This is a genomic window from Streptomyces sp. YKOK-I1, assembly GCF_054660435.1.
The window spans coordinates 3,189,063-3,206,401 of sequence record NZ_BAAGDR010000001.1 but is presented as its reverse complement, the minus strand read 5'-3'; the positions used below and the strand labels follow the sequence as shown (position 1 = coordinate 3,206,401).

The following is a 17,339-nucleotide window of genomic DNA, read 5'->3' as shown; positions in this document are numbered from 1 at the left end:
CTCAGGTCTTGGTGCGGAACTTGTGGATGGCGACCGGCGCCATCACCGCCGTCAGCCCCACCGACCAGGCCAGCGTCACCCACAGGCCGTGGGCGACCGGACCGCCCACCATCAGACCGCGGGCCGCGTCCGCGAGCGAGGACAGCGGGTTGTAGTCGGTGAAGTTCTGCAGCCAGCCCGGCATCGAGGCGGTCGGCGCGAAGATCGACGAGCCGAACTGGAGCGGCATCAGCACCAGGAAGCCCATCGCCTGCACGGACTGGGCGCTCTTCATCACCACGCCGAGCGTGAGGAACACCCACATCAGCGCGGAGCCGAACACCGTGGCCAGCCCCACGGCCGCGATCAGACCGGGCCAGTGGGTGATGTCGAAGCCCACCAGCACGGCCACGACCATGAGGATCACACAGGCGACCAGCATGCGCATCAGCTCGACCACGATCTTGGCGAACAGCACCGAGCCCCGGCCGATCGGCAGCGACCGGAAGCGGTCCATGACCCCGGAGTTGAAGTCCGTGTTGAAGCCGGTGCCCACGCCCTGGGCCATGTTCATCCCCATCATGGCCAGCAGACCGGGGATGACGTACTGGACGTAGGCCTCCTGGCCGCCGCCCAGCGACTTCCCGATGGACCCGCCGAAGACGTACACGAACAGCAGGGTGAAGATCACCGGGAACAGGATGGCGTCGAACATCGACTCCGGGTCCTGCCGTATCCACAGCAGATTGCGGCGGATGAGCGCACCGGTGTGCCGCAGATGGCTGCGCAGCGGGATCCGCGCGTCCGCCGTGCCCTTGATCTCGACGGCGGTGGGGGTGGCGGTGGCGGTGGCGCTCATACGGCGACCTCCTCGCGGTCGTCGGCGGGCACGGTGTCCTGCGGGGCACTGGCGCGGTGGCCGGTGAGGGAGAGGAACACCTCGTCGAGGCTGGGCAGTTCGGTGGTGAGGGAGGAGAGGGTGACGCCGCGCGCGGTGACCGCGCCGACGACGGCGGTGAGCTGTTCGTCGCTGAGCACCGGCACCAGCAGCGAGCCGCGCTCGCCGTCCACGACGGTGGTGGCGAGCCCGGTGACGCCGAGTTCGTCGATCCAGCCGGCCAGCGGGCGCAGCTGGAGCGGATCGGCGGGCCGGATCCGCAGGGTGCGTCCGCCGACCTTCGCCTTCAGCTCCTCGATCCCACCGCCCGCGATGACCCGGCCCCGGTCGACCACGGTCAGCTCGGCGGCCAGCTGCTCGGCCTCCTCCATGTACTGGGTGGTCAGGACCACGGTCACGCCGTCCCCGACCATCGTCTTGACCTCGTCCCACACCTCGTTGCGGGTGCGCGGGTCGAGGCCGGTGGTCGGTTCGTCCAGGAACAGCACGGTGGGCCGGCCGATCATGGACGCGGCGAGGTCCAGCCGCCGCCGCATACCGCCGGAGTACGTCGCCGCCGGCCGCCGGGCGGCCTCGGTCAGCGAGAACCGCTCCAGCAGCTCGTCGGCGCGGGCCCGGGAGTCCTTGCGGGACAGGTCGAGCAGCCGCCCGATCATGTACAGGTTCTCCCAGCCGGGGAGCTTCTCGTCCACGGAGGCGTACTGCCCCGTGAGGCCGATGACCCGGCGCAGCTGCCGGGGCTGCCGTACGACGTCGTAGCCGGCGACGGTCGCCTGCCCCGCGTCGGCGGCGAGCAGGGTGCACAGGATCCGCACCAGGGTGGTCTTGCCAGCGCCGTTCGGCCCCAGCACCCCCATCACGGTGCCCTCCCGCACATCCAGGTCCACCCCGTCCAGTGCCCTGGTCTCGCCGTAGTGCTTGACCAGCCCCCGGACGGTCACGGCGCTCCGGGCGCCACCGGGGTTCATGTCGATTCGCGTCATGCCAGGAACGGTCCCAGCCCCCACCGACAAACCACCGACAGCCCACCTACAGGCGTTCCCGCGCGCCGACAGTCCGCCTACAGAACGCGGCAGCCCGCCGACGGGGGACGATCGGCGGGCTGCACTGTGCGGAGATGGCTCCAGGGGACGGCTCTAGTGGACGCTGTGCTCCTCCAGCGGGAACGTCCCGCCGACGACGTCCTCGGCGAACGCCTTCGCGGCGTTGCCCATCACCTCACGCAGGTTCGCGTACTGCTTGACGAACTTCGGCACCCGTCCGCCGGTCAGTCCGAGCATGTCGGTCCACACCAGCACCTGGGCGTCGCACTCCGGGCCGGCGCCGATGCCCACGGTCGGGATGTGCAGCACGCGCGTCACCTCGGCGGCCAGCTCGGCCGGCACCAGCTCCAGGACCACCGCGAACGCGCCCGCGTCCTGGACGGCCTTCGCGTCCCGCAGCAGCTGCTGGGCCGCCTCCTCGCCGCGGCCCTGTACGCGGTAACCCATCGCGTTCACGGACTGCGGGGTCAGCCCGATGTGGGCCATGACCGGGATGCCGGACTCCACCAGCAGCTCGATCTGCCGGTGCGAGCGCTCGCCGCCCTCCAGCTTCACGGCCCCGACCCCGGCCTCCTTGACCAGCCGGGTCGCGCTGCGCAGCGCCTGGACCGGGCCCTCCTGGTACGAGCCGAAGGGCAGGTCGCCGACGATCAGGGCCCGCCGGGTGCCCCGGACGACCGCCGCCGACAGCATGGTCATCTCGTCGAGGGTGACGGGTACGGTCGTCTCGTACCCCAGATGACAGTTGCCCGCCGAGTCGCCGACGAGCATCACGGGGATCCCGGCCTCGTCGAACACCGACGCGGTCATCGCGTCGTAGGCGGTCAGCATGGGCCACTTCTCGCCGCGCTCCTTGGCGAGCGCGAGGTCGCGGACGGTGATACGGCGTGTGCCCTTGCCTCCGTACAGCGTCTTGCTGCCGTCGGAGGGGTTTTTCTGGGCAGCCGAGAACTGCGTCATTGCAACGGCTCCTTACGTCATCTCGAGGCGCCCTCACGGCGTCCCCGGACCACCCCCATGGTGGCACCTCGTGCCAGGCAGGGCCAGACCGCCCCGTGTGGCCAAGAACTCGTCCGGCGGAGAACGTGCGGGTGCGAGCCGAAGTAAGAGATGAGTAAGAGAATTGCGTGTCGATCAGATACGAGACGGTCTCGTATCGAAAAGGTTCTACGCTCGACGGCATGACTACTCCTGCCGTCCCCATCGCGCCCCGGATACCGGAACAGGTGCACCGGCGCCGTTGGGCGATCCTCGGCGTGCTGATGCTGAGCCTGCTGATCGTGGTGCTGGACAACTCGATCCTGAACGTCGCGATCAAGACCATCTCCACCCCGGCCCCGACCGGGCTCGGCGCCACGCAGAGCGAGCTGGAGTGGGCCATAAACGCCTACACCCTGGTCTTCGCGGGTCTGCTGTTCACCGCAGGTCTCCTCGGCGACCGCATCGGTCGCAAGAGGGTCCTGCTCGGCGGGCTCGCCGTGTTCGGCATCGGCTCCGCGCTCGCCGCCGAGTCCGGCTCGCCGGCCCAGCTCATCGCCTTCCGGGCGCTGATGGCCGTCGGGGCCGCCTTCGTGATGCCGGCCACCCTCGCCGTCCTCATGAACGTCTTCGAGCGGGACGAGCAGCCCAAGGCGATCGGCATCTGGGCCGGCGGCGTGGGCCTCGCCATCGCGATAGGGCCGATCACCGGAGGCCTCCTCCTCGACCACTTCTGGTGGGGCTCGGTCTTCCTCATCAACGTGCCGATCGTGATCCTCGCGTTCGTGCTGATGCTCTGGCTGGTGCCCGACTCCCGCGACCCCAACCCGGGCCGGATCGACCCCGTGGGCGTCGTCCTGTCCGTCGTCGGCCTGGTGCTGCTCGTCTACGGCATCATCAAGGGCGGCGAGCTGGCCGACTTCACCGACGTCGCCGTGCTCTCGACGATCGGCGCCGGTCTCGCCGTACTCGCCGCGTTCGTCGTGTTCGAGGCGCGCAGCGACCACCCGTCGATAGACGTCACCTACTTCAAGAACAAGGTGTTCTCGGCCGCGATGGCCGTCATCACCCTGGTGTTCTTCGCGCTGATGGGCGTGACCTTCTTCTCGGTCTTCTACACCCAGAGCGTGCGCGGCTACTCACCGCTGCAGTCCGGTCTGCTCCTGCTGCCGCTGGCCGCCGCCCAGCTGATCTTCGCGCCGCGTGCCCGGCTGGTCGTCGACCGCTTCGGGGTCCGGGCCACCACCACGGGCGCCATGCTCGTGCTCACCGCGACCCTGGCCGCGTTCGCCACCCTGGACGCCGACACCCCGATCTGGCTCCTGGAGATCGTCTTCTTCTGCATGGGCACCGGCATGGCGCATGTGATGACCCCGACCAGTGTCGTCATCATGCAGGCCCTGCCCCGCGAGAAGGCCGGCTCCGCCTCCGCCCTCAGCAACACCTTCCGCCAGCTCGGCGGCGCCCTCGGCATCGCCGTCCTCGGCTCGGTGCTCTCCGCGTCGTACCGCTCCGGCATCGAGGACAAGCTCGGCACCCTGCCCGCCGGTCTGCGCGAGACCGCGGGCGAGTCCATCGAGGCCACGCTGGGCGTCGCCGCGAAGCTCGGCGCCCGCGGCCAGGCCCTGGTCGGGCCGGCCGACGACGCCTTCCTGCACGCCATGCACATCACCGCGCTGTGCGGTGCCGTGGTGGCGCTGGCCGGGGCGATCGTGGTGGCGCTCTTCCTGCCCGCGAAGCCGAAGGCCCCTCAACAGGGCGCCCCGGAGGAGGAGTTGGTGCGCACGGAGTCCTAGCACCGTCATGCGGGGAGCGCTCGTGGGTGAGAATTCCCCCGGAAGTCCCCGGAAGTCCCCGGGCGGACGAAAGGAAGACGGACGTGAGCCTCGTCGGCAGTGGCACCGCTCAGGACCAGCCCGTCAGGGGCCGGCCCCGCAGCGAGGCCGTGGAACGGGCCATTCTCGAGGGGACGATGAAGCTCCTGGAGGACGGCGTGCCCCTCGCCGAGATCTCCATAGAGCGCATCGCCCGCACGGCGGGTGTCGGCAAGGCCACCATCTACCGGCGCTGGAGCGGCAAGGAGGAACTCTTCGTCGACGTCCTGCGCACCGCCGAACCCCAGGACCCCGAGCAGCTCCCGGGCACCTCCATGCGGGACGACCTCGTCGTCCTGCTGGAGTCCCTGCGCCGACGGAGTCTGGCCAACCGCTCCTCGGCGATCCTGCACAATGTGCACGCCCAGATGAAGAGCAGCCCGAAGATCTGGGCGGCCTACCACAACTCGGTCATACTTCCCCGGCGCAGGGCCGGTATCGAGGTCCTGCGCCGCGGCCAGCAGAACGGTGAACTCCGCGCCGACCTGGACGTGGAACTGGTGAACGACATCATCGTCGGCCCGATGCTGGTCCGTGCCGTCCTGCGCCCCGAGGCCGACCTCCCCGAGGGGCTTGCGGAACGGATCGTCGACACCCTGCTAGCCGGACTACGCCCCGTCAACTGACCCGTCGGCCGTCGCAATGTGCGCGTTCCGTCACAGAGCCGTCCGCGCACCGCGGCTCAGGAACTCCCGGCGCGGCCCCGATCGTCCTCGTGCCCGTACGGCCGCCGAGGGGCGGCAGGATCGAAGCCGATCATCCCCTAGGGTCTATGCCCGGGGGAGAGACGGTGTGCACGGCAGGCAGTGAGGCGACGGTATGGCGCAGCAGGCGTACATGACGGAGACGGACGACAACGGAGGCTCGGGACCCGAGCGCCGGGGAGACCGGCTCCGGCGCCTGATCGGACGTCTGGTCTCCGGCTGGCGCGGTGACCCGCGCATCTGGCGCCGCGGCCTGGTGGTCGCCGCGCTGGCGCTGCTGCTCTCCCTGGTGATGCTGCTGCACTCGCGCATCCCCAACCGCTTCGGCAACCTCGGCAGCCTCACGGAGACGTTCCTGCCCTGGTTCGGGCTGTTCATCCCGGTGTTCGTACTCCTCGCCCTGGTGCGCAAGTCGGCCAGCGCGCTGATCGCGCTGGTCCTCCCGGCCGTCGTCTGGCTGAACCTCTTCGGCGGGCTCCTCAGCGACAAGACCGGCGGCGGCGGCGATCTCACCGTCGCCACGCACAACGTCAACGCCGACAACCCCGACCCCTCGGGCACCGCCCGGGACGTGGCCGCGTCCGGCGCGGACGTGGTGGCGCTGGAGGAGCTGACCGCCTCGGCGGTGCCGGTCTACGAGAAGGCGATGGCGGCGACGTACAAGTACCACTCGGTGCAGGGCACGGTCGGCCTGTGGAGCAAGTACCCGCTGAGCGCCGTCAAGCCCGTCGACATCAAGCTGGGCTGGACGCGCGCGATGCGGGCGACGGCGAAGACCCCGGAGGGCGAGGTCGCCTTCTACGTCGCGCACCTGCCCTCGGTCCGGGTCAAGCTCCAGGCCGGCTTCACCGCCCGCCAGCGCGACAAGAGCGCGGACGCGCTGGGCGAGGCGATCGCCGACGAGCCGCTGAGCCGGGTGATCCTCCTCGGCGACCTCAACGGCACCATGAACGACCGCTCGCTGAACGCAGTGACCTCCCAGATGCGGTCCACGCAGGGCGCGGCCGGCGACGGCTTCGGCTTCAGCTGGCCGGCGTCGTTCCCGATGGCGCGGATCGACCAGATCCTGGTGCGGGGCGTGGAGCCGGTGACGTCCTGGACGCTCCCGCAGACGGGCAGCGACCATCTGCCGATCGCGGCACGGGTAAAGCTGACCGGCTCGTAACCCGCCGGAATACCGGACCGGGGAGAGTTTGTTCCGTCGTTGAACATACGATGGAACGGCCCCCTCCGATCCGAAAGGCCACGTCCCTCCATGCCTCTGGCGCTGCTCGCCCTCGCCGTCGGTGCCTTCGGCATCGGCACCACCGAGTTCGTGATGATGGGCCTGCTGCCCGACGTGGCGGCCGACCTGCACCTCTCCCTCCCCACCGCCGGACACCTCGTCTCCGCCTACGCCCTCGGCGTCGTCATCGGCGCGCCCCTGCTCGCCGCGGTGACGGCCCGGATGCGCCGCCGCACCCTGCTGATGTCCCTGATGGCCCTCTTCATCGCGGGCAACACCCTCTCGGCGCTCGCCCCCGGCTACGACTCCCTCCTCGCCGCCCGCTTCCTCAGCGGCCTGCCGCACGGCGCCTTCTTCGGCGTCGGCGCGGTCGTCGCCACCGGCCTGGTCGCGCCGGAGCGCAAGGCGCGCTCGGTGTCGCTGATGTTCCTCGGCCTGACGGTCGCCAACATCGCGGGCGTCCCCGCCGCCACCCTCATGGGCCAGCACCTGGGCTGGCGGGCGACCTTCCTCGGCGTCAGCGTGATCGGCCTGGCGGCCGTTGCCTCCCTGGCGGTCCTCATCCCCCGCGACACCGCAGGCGCCCCCGCCACGGGCCTGCGCGGCGAACTGGCGGCCCTGAGGTCCCTCCCGGTCTGGCTGGCCCTCGGCACGACGGTGGCGGGCTTCGGAGCCCTCTTCTCGGCCTACAGCTACATCACGCCGATGCTGACCGACGCGGCCGGCTACGCGGACTCCAGCGTGACGCTGTTGCTGGCGTTGTTCGGGGTGGGCGCGACGATCGGCAACCTGCTGGGCGGCCGCCTCACGGACCACGCGATGCGCCGCACCCTCTTCGCCGGCCTGGCCTCCCTCGCCGCGGTCCTCGCCCTCTTCCCGCTGATGATGCGCACCCAGTGGACCGGCGCCCTGGCCGTGGTCCTGCTCGGCATCGCGGCCTTCGTCGCGGGCACCCCCCTGAACCTCATGGTCATGGAGAAGGCCGCCACGGCGCCCTCGCTGGCCTCCTCCGCCAACCAGGCCGCCTTCAACCTCGCCAACGCGGGCGGCGCCTGGATCGGCGGCCTGACCCTGGCAGCGGGTCTCGGTGTCACCTCCCCGGCCCTCGCGGGCGCCGCGCTGGCGCTCCTGGGGCTGGGCGTGGCGGGGGTGGCGTACGGGGTGGACCGGCGGCGGGCCTTTGGCCGAGGACAGGAGCGGATCGTGGCGACGCATGTGCCCGAGCCAGCCCGGGCGGCGGTGCACCACTGACGCGGACGGGGGGACGAGGGCGAAGCCCGTCCCCCCGTCAGGGGCGCGGGGAACTGCGCGACCGGCCACGACGAGCCCGCAGCCGCCCTGCCCGATCGCGCGGCACGGCGCCTCGCTCAGTCGTCGAACCGCGCCAGATCCCGCAGCCAAGCCCGCGCCGAACTGTCCGACGGCGCCCGCCAGTCACCCCGCGGCGACAGCGAACCCCCCGCCGACACCTTCGGCCCGTTCGGCATCGCCGAGCGCTTGAACTGGGCGAAGGCGAAGAAGCGGCGGCAGAAGACCTCCAGCCACTGCCGGATCTCGGGCAGGTCGTACGCCACCCGCTTGGCCTCGGGGAAGCCGGGCGGCCAGGCGCCGTCCGCCGGGTCGTGCCAGGCGTGCCAGGCCAGGAAGGCGATCTTCGAGGGGCGGAAGCCGTACCGCAGGACGTGGAAGAGCGTGAAGTCGTGCAGCGCGTACGGGCCGATCTTCGACTCGGTCGACTGCATCTCCTCGCCCGGGACCAGCTCCGGGCTGATCTCGGTGTCGAGGATCGCCGCGAGCGTCCCGCCGGTCTCGTCGCCGAACTGCCCGCTGCTGATGACCCAGCGGATCAGATGCTGCATCAGCGTCTTCGGCACACCCGAGTTGACGTTGTAGTGGCTCATCTGGTCGCCCACGCCGTACGTGGACCAGCCGAGGGCGAGCTCCGAGAGGTCGCCGGTGCCGAGCACGATGCCGCCGCGCTGGTTGGCCAGCCGGAAGAGGTAGTCGGTGCGCAGGCCCGCCTGGACGTTCTCGAAGGTGACGTCGTACACCGGCTCGCCGGAGGCGAAGGGGTGGCCCATCTCCCGCAGCATCAGCCGTGCCGTGGGCGTGATGTCCAGCTCGGCCGCGGTGACGCCGAGGGAGTCCATCAGCTTGTGCGCGTTGTCCTTGGTGTGGTCGCTGGTGGCGAAGCCCGGCAGGGTCCAGGCCAGGATGTCGCTGCGCGGACGGCCGGCGCGGTCCATCGCGCGGGCGGCGACGATCAGCGCGTGCGTGGAGTCCAGGCCGCCGGACACCCCGATGACCACCTTCGGGCCGCCGATCGAGGCCAGCCGCTGCTGAAGGCCCTCGACCTGGATGTTGTACGCCTCGAAGCAGTCCAGGGCGAGCCGGTCGGCGTCGGCCGGCACGAACGGGAAGCGCTCCAGACGGCGGCGCAGGCCCAGGTCGGTGAGCGGCGGGTCGAGTGTGAAGGCGATCGTCCGGAAGTCGCCGGTCCGTGCCCGGTGCGTACGGCGGTTGTCGTCGAAGGTGCCCATCCGCTGCCGCTCCTGCCGCAGCAGGTCGAGGTCGACGTCGGCGACCGCGTACTCGTCGCCGAGCGGGAAGCGCTCGGTCTCCGCGAGCAGCACGCCGTTCTCGTAGACCATGGCCTGGCCGTCCCAGGACAGGTCGGTCGTCGACTCGCCGAGGCCGGCCGCCGCGTAGACGTACGCGGCCAGGCAGCGCGCGGACGCCGAGCGGCACAGCAGCTTGCGGTCCTCGGCCCGCCCGACGGTGATCGGGCTGCCGGAGAGGTTCACCAGGAGCGTCGCACCGGCCAGCGCCGCCTCCGCGCTCGGCGGCACCGGCACCCACATGTCCTCGCAGATCTCCGCGAACAGCGTGAGACCGGGGACGTCGTCCGCCGTGAACAGCAGGTCCACGCCGAACGGCACGCTCGCCCCGCCGACCCGGATCGAGCCGCCGCGCTCGTCGGCGCCGTCCGCGATCTGCCGGCGCTCGTAGAACTCCCGGTAGTTCGGCGGGTACGACTTCGGCACGACCCCGAGGATCCGGCCGCGGTGCACGATCACCGCGCAGTTGTAGATCCGGTTGCGGTGGCGCAGCGGGGCACCGACCACCAGGACCGGCAGCAGCCCGGCCGACCCGGCCACCACCGCCCCGAGCGCCTCCTCGACCTGGTCGAGCAGCGCGTCCTGGAGCAGCAGGTCCTCGATGGAGTAGCCGCACAGGCCCATCTCCGGGAAGACGGCGACGGCGACGCCCTCCTCGGCGCACCGGCGCGCGTGGCGCAGCACCGCCTCGGCGTTGGCGGGCGGGTCCGCGATGACCGTGTGGCCCGTGCACGCGGCGACGCGTGCGAAGCCGTGCTGATAGATCGACCAGAAGTTCAACGGAGGCACACGGCTCAGTGTAATCGCTGGTGATCGCTGTAATCGTCAGAGCGACGCGATGGGGTGGTGTGCGGGGGCGTCCCCCGCGCACCACCCCATCGGCGCCTCAGTGCTTGCGGTACGAGTCGACGTAGCCGTTCGCGGGCGTGCCCACGCCGGTGACGTCGTCGTAACCCTTCACCGCGGTCAGCGAGCTGTCCTTGCCGAGGCTGCGGACGGAGGTCAGCAGGCCGTCGGCGGCGTCGTAGCCGTTGGCGAAGTCGACGCGGGCGACCGCGAGGCCGGAGCCCGTGGGGTCGTCGGTGACGTCGTGGTAGACCCGTGAGCCGTACTTGGAGTAGATCGACGGGTTGGCGAAGCCGATCGCCTTGCCGCCGCGCGCCTCCTGGGCGAGGGCCTGGACGGCCGCGATGACCGGCGCGGCGAGCGAGGTGCCGCCGATGCGGTACTCGCTGTACTGCGCGGACCCGTCCGGGAAGGTCTGCGTCTGGCCGACCTTGAAGCCGGTGTTGGGGTCGGCGATCGCGGAGATGTCCGGGACGACCCGGTTGCCGGCCGCGTTGTTGGCGGTGGCCAGCGCGTTCGGGACGACGCCCTTCTGGTAGTAGGGCTCGGCGACGGTGCCGCTGGTGCCGCCGCCCGCGCCCGAGGTGAAGGCGCCGGGGAAGTTCGTCCAGCTCTTGCCGTCGTCGGAGAGCAGGGCCTTCTCGGTGCCCCAGCCGGTCTCCCACAGGTACTTGTCGCCCTTGCCGACCGCCAGCGAGGTACCGCCGACCGCCGTCACCCAGGCCGAGTTGGCGGGGGTGTCGACCTGCTTCGTACCGGTGTTGGCGACCTCGTCGCCGTTGTCGCCGGAGGAGAAGTAGAAGCCGATGCCCTCGACCGCGCCGAACTGGAAGACCTGGTCGTAGGCGGCCGCCAGGTCCGGCGTCTGGTTGGCCTCGATGTCGCCCCAGGAGTTGGAGACGATGTCGGCCAGGTGGTTGTCGACGATCTTGCTGAGCGAGTCGAGCAGGTCGTCGTCGTAGCAGGACGCGGCGCCCACGTACGTGACGTTCGCGGCCGGCGCGACCGCGTGCACGGCCTCGACGTCGAGGGTCTCCTCGCCGTACCAGCCGGCCGCCGAGCACTCCTCGGTCTTCGTGTAGTTCTTCGGCAGGACCTGGGTCAGCTGGCCCGTCCGCCAGGCGGCGTCGCCGTGCTTCTTCGCGTAGGTGGCCGCGTCGAAGGCGATCGTCGGCGAGGCGTACGCGTCGGTGATGGCGATGCGCACGCCCTTGCCGGTGTAGCCGCCCGCGCCGTAGGCGGAGCGCAGCTGCTTGCCGGTGTAGCCCTGGACGGCGTACGGGATCTTCGTGCCGTACGCGTCCGGGAGGGTGCTCGCGACGTTCGAGCCGTAGTACGAGGAGAACGGCCCGGAGTTCTTGAACACCGCGTCCGGCGGAGGGAGCTGGTCCTTGCTGCTCGCCTTGTGCGGCGCGTTGTCCAGGCCGGTGACGGTCAGCACGGCACCGTCGAGGCTCGTCGGCGCGGAGGCGGACTTCGCGGGCGCGCGGTAGGTCTTCGAGCCCTTGGTGTAGTTGTGCAGCTGGGTGCCGAACGCCGTCTCGGCGGCGGCGACGTCACCGCTGACGGAGAGGTAGTGCTGGGTGGTGCCGGTGACCTTCAGGCCGGCCGCCGTCAGCCAGGCCTTGACCGCGGCCACCTGCGCCGCGGTCGCCCCGAAGCGGGCCGCGGCCTGCCGGGCGGAGAGGTACTTGCCGTAGGCGGGGGAGCGCGGGTCGGACACCGCCTTGGCGTAGGCGGCGAGGCCGTCGGCGTCCCGGCCCGCGAGGTAGACGCGGGCGTTCAGCTGGGCGCTGTTCGAGGTCGAGCCCTTGTCCGCCTTGGCCGTCGCCCACGCGGGCCTGGTCCCGGCCAGCGTGTCACGGGCCGGAGCGTCCGCGGCGTGGGCCGCGGGTATGCCGAGCGCGAGGGCGCCGGCGATCATGGGCAGTGTCGCCGCCATGCTCACCCCGGCGCGCAGCGCGGCACGGTTGGATCTCATAGGACCCCCTGTATGTGGTTCGACGCGAGTGGATCACTCGACGTGACGGCCACTCTTGCGACGAACCGTTCATGCAAGGGGAATGCGAACACCAAGAAGCGGCCAAGTGACCGCTTGCTGGGGGGATTTGACGGACAAGTCCGCGAAGTCGAGGGAAAACCCTATGGGGACCTATGCTTTCGCCCCGCGCGCCTTCAACATGTCCGCCATCAGCGCGATTTCGGACTCCTGGGCGTCGACCATGCCCTGCGCGAGCCGCTTCTCCACGCCGACGGTGCACCGGGCGACGCACCCCTCGGCCATGTGGATGCCGCCCTTGTGGTGAGCGGTCATCAGCTGGAGGAAGAACACCTCGGCCCGCTTGCCGTTCAGCGTGCCCAGCTTCTTCAGCTCGGTGTCCGTCGCCATGCCGGGCATGAGCGCGCCGTCCTCGCCGTCGGCCATGTCGCCCATCCCCATCCAGGTCATGGGCGCGTCGGAGGACACCTTCGGCAGCCCCCACAGATCGAGCCAGCCGAGCAGCATCCCGCGCTGGTTGGCCTGCGTCTGGGCGATGTCGTAGGCGAGCCGCCGCACCTCCTCGTCGGTCGTCCGGTCGCGCACGATGTACGACATCTCGACGGCCTGCTGGTGATGGACGGCCATGTCCCGGGCGAACCCGGCGTCGGCGGAGTCGGCGGCGGGGACCGAGGCGCCGGTCCCCCCGTCGTCCGCGGCGACGGCGTAGGTGATGGCGCCGGCCGCGACGAGCACCGCCGCCGCGGCCGAGGCGATCCAGCCCGCGGACTTCCTCACTTCATCGTCCCGCCCGTGCAGGAGGCGCCTGGCTCGGGCGTCTGCTCACCCTGCACGAACTTCTCGAAGAAGGCGTCGACGGCCGGGTCGTCCGCACCGGTCACCGTGCGCTGCTTGCCCCAGGCGCTGAGCATGATCGGGTCGGCCTGCTTGTCGTCCGGGCTCATGAACGTGTACGGCGTCTTCTTCACCTTCGCCGCGAGAGCGTCGACGTCGGCCTTCTCCGCCTTGCTGGTGTACGTCACCCAGACCGCGCCGTGCTCCAGCGCGTGCACGGCGTTCATGTTGTTCACGGCCTCGGTGTAGACGTTGCCGTTGCAGTTGAGCCAGACCGGGTCGTGGTCGCCGCCGACCGGGGGCTCCATCGGGTACGTCACGGTCTTGGCGACATGGGTGCGCCCCAGCGTGCCCTTCCAGGTCTTCACCCCGTCCGAGCCGGTGACCCAGTGCCCCGAGGCCTTGGAGTCGGAGGCGGCGGAGGAGGAGTCGTCGTCGGACTGCGACTTCACGACGAACACCCCGCCGACGGCGAGCGCGGCGACCGCGACCACGCTGGCGGTGATCACGAGGATCCGGTTGCGCCGCTCACGGGCCTGCTGGGCCCGCCGCATCTCTTCTATGCGCGCCTTGCGCGCGGTGCTGCCGGTCTGGTCGGCGGAACCCATGAGACCTGTCCTTCTGGGGGAAAGGGGCGGGACGGTGGGGGCGGTGCGGGTGGTGTCCAGCGAGTCCACTGATCTTGACGTGCTCCCTGGCCTAAGGTCCAGGGATTCCGGCCTGGGTCGTGTGACCCTTCCGGGGGCTTCCTGCTTCACGGCGCTGTGCGGGCACGCGTGCCCGTCTTACCGGCGCTCCACAGGCGTTTAGCGTCTCCGCCCGTCCGGCGGCGACGATTCGGCGTCCTTCGAAGAGGACGTTACGGGCTGCGTTGTGGTCGCGGTCGTGCACGGTGCCGCAGGCCCCGCACGTCCACTCCCGCACGTGCAGGGGCTTGGGGCCGTCCCGGAATCCGCAGGCCGAACAGACCTGAGAGGACGGGAAAGCGCGGTCCACCTTGGCGAAGGTACGGCCGTGCAGAGCCGCCTTGTACTCCAGCATGCCGACGAACGCGGACCATCCCGCGTCGTGCACGGACTTGGCGAGCCGGGTGCGCCCGAGACCGGACACCGCGAGGTCTTCCACATACACCGCTTGGTTGTCGCGAATGATCTGTGTGGAAACCTGGTGGTGGAAGTCCCGGCGCCGGTCCGTCACCTTGGCGTGCTGACGAGCGACCTTGATACGGGCCTTGACCCGGTTCTTCGATCCCTTGACCTTGCGGGACAGCCCCCGCTGAAAACGCTTGAGTTTCTTCTCCGCCCGGCGCAGGAAACGCGGGCTGTCGATCTTGCTGCCGTCGGACAGGACGGCGAAGGCGGACAGGCCCAGGTCGATACCGGCGTCGGTCTCCAGCTCGGGCAGGATGTCCGGCTCGGTGTCCACGACGAAGCTGAGGAAGTAGCGGCCGCAGCTGTCCTTGGTGACGGTCAGGGACGTGGGCGCGGCAGGAAGCCGGCGGGACCACTTGACCTTGAGGTTGCCGACCTTGGCCACGTACACCGTGCCATCGTCCTGGAGGGAGAAGGCGTTGGTGTTGAGGCGGATCGACTGCCGGGTGTCCTTCTTCGACTTGTAGCGGGGCGGACCGACCTTGCGGCCGGGCCGCTTGCCCTTGAGGCTGTCGAAGAAGTTCTTGTAGGCGGTGTCCAGGTCCCGCAGGGACTGCTGCAGGACGACCGCCGACACGTCCGCGAGCCAGGCGCGTTCCTCGGTGCGTTTGGCCTGGGTGATGCGAAGCCGGGACAGTTCGGCCGACTTCGTGTACGGCAGCCCTGCCGCGTGTGCTTCCTTCCGGTCGCGCAGGCAGTCGTTCCACACCACGCGGGCACACCCGAACGCACGGGCCAGCGCACGGCGCTGTGCGGCGTCCGGGTAGACCCGGTAGTTGTAGCGGAGCTGCACAACCCAAGATCCTACTACGATTGGTCTCATGGAGGGGCAGAACGATTACAGGCGTGGCAGGCATATTGTTTCGGCGATGCACGTGCACTTGGTCTTTGTGACGAAGTACCGGCGCGGGGTGTTCAACGACGAGATGCTGACACGCTGCGAAGAGATCATGCGCAAGGTCTGCGGGGACTTCGAGGCGGAGCTGAAGGAGTTCAACGGCGAACGCGATCACGTCCACCTCCTAGTGCACTACCCGCCCAAGGTCGCCGTCTCGAAACTGGTCAACAGCCTCAAGGGCGTCTCCGCTCGCCGGATACGGCAGGAGTTCACCGGCCGGATCAACCCCGCCGTCATGCACGGGCACCTGTGGTCGCCCTCATACTTCTCCGCATCGTGCGGCGGAGCACCGTTGGCGATCGTTCGCCAGTACATCGAGCAGCAAAAACGTCCGCTTTAACGTGCACGTCAGCGCAGCCTTGAGATGCGTTCATCCCCGGCGTGAAGGCCGGGGCTTTCTGCAAGAGACCCGGTAAGGGGAGGGCAGGGGATGGCGTAGGCACCCGCCAGGCCACTCGGCGATTCGACCGTTCGAAGCCGATAATTTGAAGGCGAGATGCGTATTATCTACGCTTCTCCCATGCGGCTGCTGCGATCCACCGACCTGGCCCTGCGGGTGCTGATGCGCCTCGCGGTCGCGGGCGAGGACACCCCGACGACCCGCGAGGTGGCGGCGGCGATGGCGGTCCCCTACACCCACGCGGCCAAGGTCGTGGCCGAACTCCAGCACCTCGGGCTGCTGGACGCCCGCCGGGGCCGGGGCGGCGGCCTCGCCCTGACCGGGAAGGGCCGTACGGCGTCCGTGGGCGGGATCGTCCGCGCCTTCGAGGGCGACGGCGACGTCGTCGACTGCGAGGGCGCCACCCCCTGCCCCCTGAACACGGCCTGCCGCCTCCGCGGCGCCCTGCGCCGGGCCCAGGAGGCCTTCTACGCCTCCCTCGACCCCCTCACGGTGTCGGACATCGTGGCGGAACCGACGGGACCGCTGCTGCTGGGCATCCCGGCACCGGGGTCCGGCGCGCACACCCCCTACGGGGCGTCTCCCTAGGGGGCACCGGTCAGGCCGCCGCCAGCCACAGGTCGGGGCCGAAGACCTCGTAGTGGATGTCGGAGGGGGCGACGCCCTTGCCGATCAGCTGGGAGCGCACCGCCCGCATGAAGGGGAGCGGGCCGCACAGGTACGCGCGCGTGCCGGCCGGGACGGTGACGTCCGTGAGGTCGACCAGGCCCTGGGCGGCTCCCTCGGGGGCCTCGCGCTCGTACCAGAGGTGCACGGACGCCTCCGGGAGCTTCGCCGCGTACGCCTCGTGGTCGGCGCGCAGGGCGTGGGACGCGGGGGTGCGGTCCGCGTGCACGACGGTGACCGGGGCGCGGTGGCCGCGCTGCGCCAGGTCCGCCAGCATCGCGACCATCGGGGTCACACCGATGCCGGCCGAGGCCAGCAGCAGGGGCGTGCCGTCGGCCCCGTCGAGGACCAGGTCGCCGTACGGCTCCGACAGTTCGAGGACGTCACCCTCCCGTACGCGCGCGTGCAGGTGGTTCGAGACCTCGCCGTCGGGCGTCGTGCCGTCGCCGCGCACCCGCTTGACGCTGAACCGGCGGACCGAGTCGTCCGCCGCCCCGGAGAGGCTGTACTGGCGGATCTGCCGGGCGCCGTCGGGGAGCACGACACCCACGGAGACGTACTGCCCGGCCCGGAAGGCGCGCACCTCGCCGCCGTCGGCCGGCCGCACCCGGAAGGTCACCACGTCCTCGCTCTCCACGATCCGCTCGACGACCTCCCAGGGCCGCGGCCCGGCGGCGCCGCTCTCCTCGTACAGCCGCTTCTCGACCGCGATCAGCGCGTTCGCCATCAGCCAGTAGACCTCGTCCCAGGCCGCCGCGACCTCGGGGGTGACGGCCTCGCCGAGCACCTCGGCGATGGCGGCGAAGAGGTGCTCGTGGACCACCGCGTACTGCTCCGGCGCCACGCCGAGCGAGGCGTGCTTGTGGGCGATCCGGCTCAGCATCGCGTCGGGGCGCCGGTCGGGGTGGTCCAGCAGATGCGTGGCGAACGCGGCGATGGAGCCGGCGAGGGCCTGGCGCTGGGTCCCGGCGGCCTGGTTGCCGCGGTTGAAGAGGTCCCGCAGCAGTTCGGGGTGGGCGGCGAAGAGACGGGCGTAGAAACGCTCGGTGATCTCGCCGATGGCCGCGCCGACGGCGGGGAGGGTGGCGCGGACGGTGGCGGCGGACGGCTCGGACAGCATCGGGGCTCCTTGGGGCTCGACCGAACGGCTCGGTACCTCGACGCTATTAAAACTTGCATCTGAGACTCAAATTTAAGGCCCGTGGTCTCCGTCACGTCACCCGGGA

At 70.6% G+C, this 17,339-nt stretch carries 15 protein-coding genes; 6 read left to right on the top strand and 9 right to left on the bottom strand.

Features of this window, described 5'->3' with window-relative positions; all coding sequences use genetic code 11:
• Position 1 precedes the first annotated feature (1 nt).
• The 3 genes from ACYQ8Q_RS13835 to panB form a co-directional block, all read right to left on the bottom strand.
• Entirely contained in the window at positions 2-838 is an 837-nt protein-coding gene (locus ACYQ8Q_RS13835; protein ID WP_460064874.1) for an ABC transporter permease, read from the bottom strand.
• On the bottom strand, positions 835-1,860 hold the full coding sequence (locus ACYQ8Q_RS13830) for an ATP-binding cassette domain-containing protein (protein WP_460064872.1): 1,026 nt from the start codon (positions 1,858-1,860) through the stop codon (positions 835-837). The genes ACYQ8Q_RS13835 and ACYQ8Q_RS13830 overlap by 4 nt, the downstream gene beginning before the upstream one ends.
• 153 nt (positions 1,861-2,013) lie before the next feature.
• A complete protein-coding gene (panB, locus tag ACYQ8Q_RS13825; RefSeq protein WP_460064871.1) occupies positions 2,014-2,880 on the bottom strand; it encodes a 3-methyl-2-oxobutanoate hydroxymethyltransferase in 867 nt (288 codons plus the stop codon).
• A gap of 221 nt (positions 2,881-3,101) precedes the next feature.
• Here panB and ACYQ8Q_RS13820 point away from each other — a divergent pair, with 221 nt between their 5' ends.
• From ACYQ8Q_RS13820 to ACYQ8Q_RS13805, 4 genes are all read left to right on the top strand, one after another.
• A complete protein-coding gene (locus ACYQ8Q_RS13820) occupies positions 3,102-4,694 on the top strand; it encodes an MFS transporter (RefSeq protein ID WP_460064870.1) in 1,593 nt (530 codons plus the stop codon).
• An 83-nt stretch (positions 4,695-4,777) separates the two neighbouring features.
• Positions 4,778-5,398 (top strand): TetR/AcrR family transcriptional regulator, encoded by a 621-nt coding sequence (locus tag ACYQ8Q_RS13815; RefSeq protein WP_460064868.1) that lies wholly within the window; start codon positions 4,778-4,780, stop codon positions 5,396-5,398.
• A gap of 193 nt (positions 5,399-5,591) precedes the next feature.
• Complete coding sequence (locus tag ACYQ8Q_RS13810) at positions 5,592-6,641, top strand: endonuclease/exonuclease/phosphatase family protein (RefSeq protein ID WP_460064867.1); 1,050 nt, start codon at positions 5,592-5,594, stop codon at positions 6,639-6,641.
• A 90-nt stretch (positions 6,642-6,731) separates the two neighbouring features.
• Positions 6,732-7,952 (top strand): MFS transporter, encoded by a 1,221-nt coding sequence (locus tag ACYQ8Q_RS13805; protein ID WP_460064866.1) that lies wholly within the window; start codon positions 6,732-6,734, stop codon positions 7,950-7,952.
• 116 nt (positions 7,953-8,068) lie between these two features.
• On the opposite strand, the gene ACYQ8Q_RS13800 is transcribed toward ACYQ8Q_RS13805, so the two are convergent.
• The 5 genes from ACYQ8Q_RS13800 to ACYQ8Q_RS13780 form a co-directional block, all read right to left on the bottom strand.
• Positions 8,069-10,108, bottom strand: coding sequence for an NAD(+) synthase (locus ACYQ8Q_RS13800; protein WP_460064864.1), 2,040 nt, complete (start codon positions 10,106-10,108; stop codon positions 8,069-8,071).
• A gap of 97 nt (positions 10,109-10,205) precedes the next feature.
• Positions 10,206-12,146: a S53 family peptidase gene (locus ACYQ8Q_RS13795; protein ID WP_460064862.1), complete on the bottom strand. Its 1,941-nt coding sequence runs from the start codon at positions 12,144-12,146 to the stop codon at positions 10,206-10,208.
• 171 nt (positions 12,147-12,317) lie between these two features.
• Positions 12,318-12,941: a DUF305 domain-containing protein gene (locus ACYQ8Q_RS13790; protein WP_460064860.1), complete on the bottom strand. Its 624-nt coding sequence runs from the start codon at positions 12,939-12,941 to the stop codon at positions 12,318-12,320.
• On the bottom strand, positions 12,938-13,606 hold the full coding sequence (locus ACYQ8Q_RS13785) for a DUF3105 domain-containing protein (RefSeq protein WP_460064859.1): 669 nt from the start codon (positions 13,604-13,606) through the stop codon (positions 12,938-12,940). The genes ACYQ8Q_RS13790 and ACYQ8Q_RS13785 overlap by 4 nt, the downstream gene beginning before the upstream one ends.
• 91 nt (positions 13,607-13,697) lie before the next feature.
• Positions 13,698-14,942, bottom strand: coding sequence for an RNA-guided endonuclease InsQ/TnpB family protein (locus ACYQ8Q_RS13780; RefSeq protein ID WP_460064858.1), 1,245 nt, complete (start codon positions 14,940-14,942; stop codon positions 13,698-13,700).
• A gap of 28 nt (positions 14,943-14,970) precedes the next feature.
• Between ACYQ8Q_RS13780 and tnpA the strand changes: the two genes are divergently transcribed.
• Positions 14,971-15,387: an IS200/IS605 family transposase gene (gene tnpA / locus ACYQ8Q_RS13775; RefSeq protein WP_460064857.1), complete on the top strand. Its 417-nt coding sequence runs from the start codon at positions 14,971-14,973 to the stop codon at positions 15,385-15,387.
• 180 nt (positions 15,388-15,567) lie between these two features.
• Complete coding sequence (locus ACYQ8Q_RS13770; RefSeq protein ID WP_460064855.1) at positions 15,568-16,035, top strand: RrF2 family transcriptional regulator; 468 nt, start codon at positions 15,568-15,570, stop codon at positions 16,033-16,035.
• A 10-nt stretch (positions 16,036-16,045) separates the two neighbouring features.
• Here the strand turns inward: ACYQ8Q_RS13770 and ACYQ8Q_RS13765 are convergent, their stop codons facing one another.
• Positions 16,046-17,233 carry a globin domain-containing protein gene (locus ACYQ8Q_RS13765; RefSeq protein ID WP_460064854.1) on the bottom strand — a complete coding sequence of 396 codons (1,188 nt, stop codon included), beginning with the start codon at positions 17,231-17,233 and terminating at the stop codon, positions 16,046-16,048.
• Between the last annotated feature and the right edge of the window lie 106 nt (positions 17,234-17,339).

Bases quoted from the DNA above. Each gene is read 5' to 3' on its own strand.
- ACYQ8Q_RS13835 (WP_460064874.1), bottom strand. From the start codon at position 838: ATGAGCGCCACCGCCACCGCCACCCCCACCGCCGTCGAGATCAAGGGC.
- ACYQ8Q_RS13830 (WP_460064872.1), bottom strand. From the start codon at position 1,860: ATGACGCGAATCGACATGAACCCCGGTGGCGCCCGGAGCGCCGTGACC.
- panB (WP_460064871.1), bottom strand. From the start codon at position 2,880: ATGACGCAGTTCTCGGCTGCCCAGAAAAACCCCTCCGACGGCAGCAAG.
- ACYQ8Q_RS13820 (WP_460064870.1), top strand. From the start codon at position 3,102: ATGACTACTCCTGCCGTCCCCATCGCGCCCCGGATACCGGAACAGGTG.
- ACYQ8Q_RS13810 (WP_460064867.1), top strand. From the start codon at position 5,592: ATGGCGCAGCAGGCGTACATGACGGAGACGGACGACAACGGAGGCTCG.
- ACYQ8Q_RS13805 (WP_460064866.1), top strand. From the start codon at position 6,732: ATGCCTCTGGCGCTGCTCGCCCTCGCCGTCGGTGCCTTCGGCATCGGC.
- ACYQ8Q_RS13795 (WP_460064862.1), bottom strand. From the start codon at position 12,146: ATGAGATCCAACCGTGCCGCGCTGCGCGCCGGGGTGAGCATGGCGGCG.
- ACYQ8Q_RS13785 (WP_460064859.1), bottom strand. From the start codon at position 13,606: ATGGGTTCCGCCGACCAGACCGGCAGCACCGCGCGCAAGGCGCGCATA.
- tnpA (WP_460064857.1), top strand. From the start codon at position 14,971: ATGGAGGGGCAGAACGATTACAGGCGTGGCAGGCATATTGTTTCGGCG.
- ACYQ8Q_RS13770 (WP_460064855.1), top strand. From the start codon at position 15,568: ATGCGGCTGCTGCGATCCACCGACCTGGCCCTGCGGGTGCTGATGCGC.
- ACYQ8Q_RS13765 (WP_460064854.1), bottom strand. From the start codon at position 17,233: ATGCTGTCCGAGCCGTCCGCCGCCACCGTCCGCGCCACCCTCCCCGCC.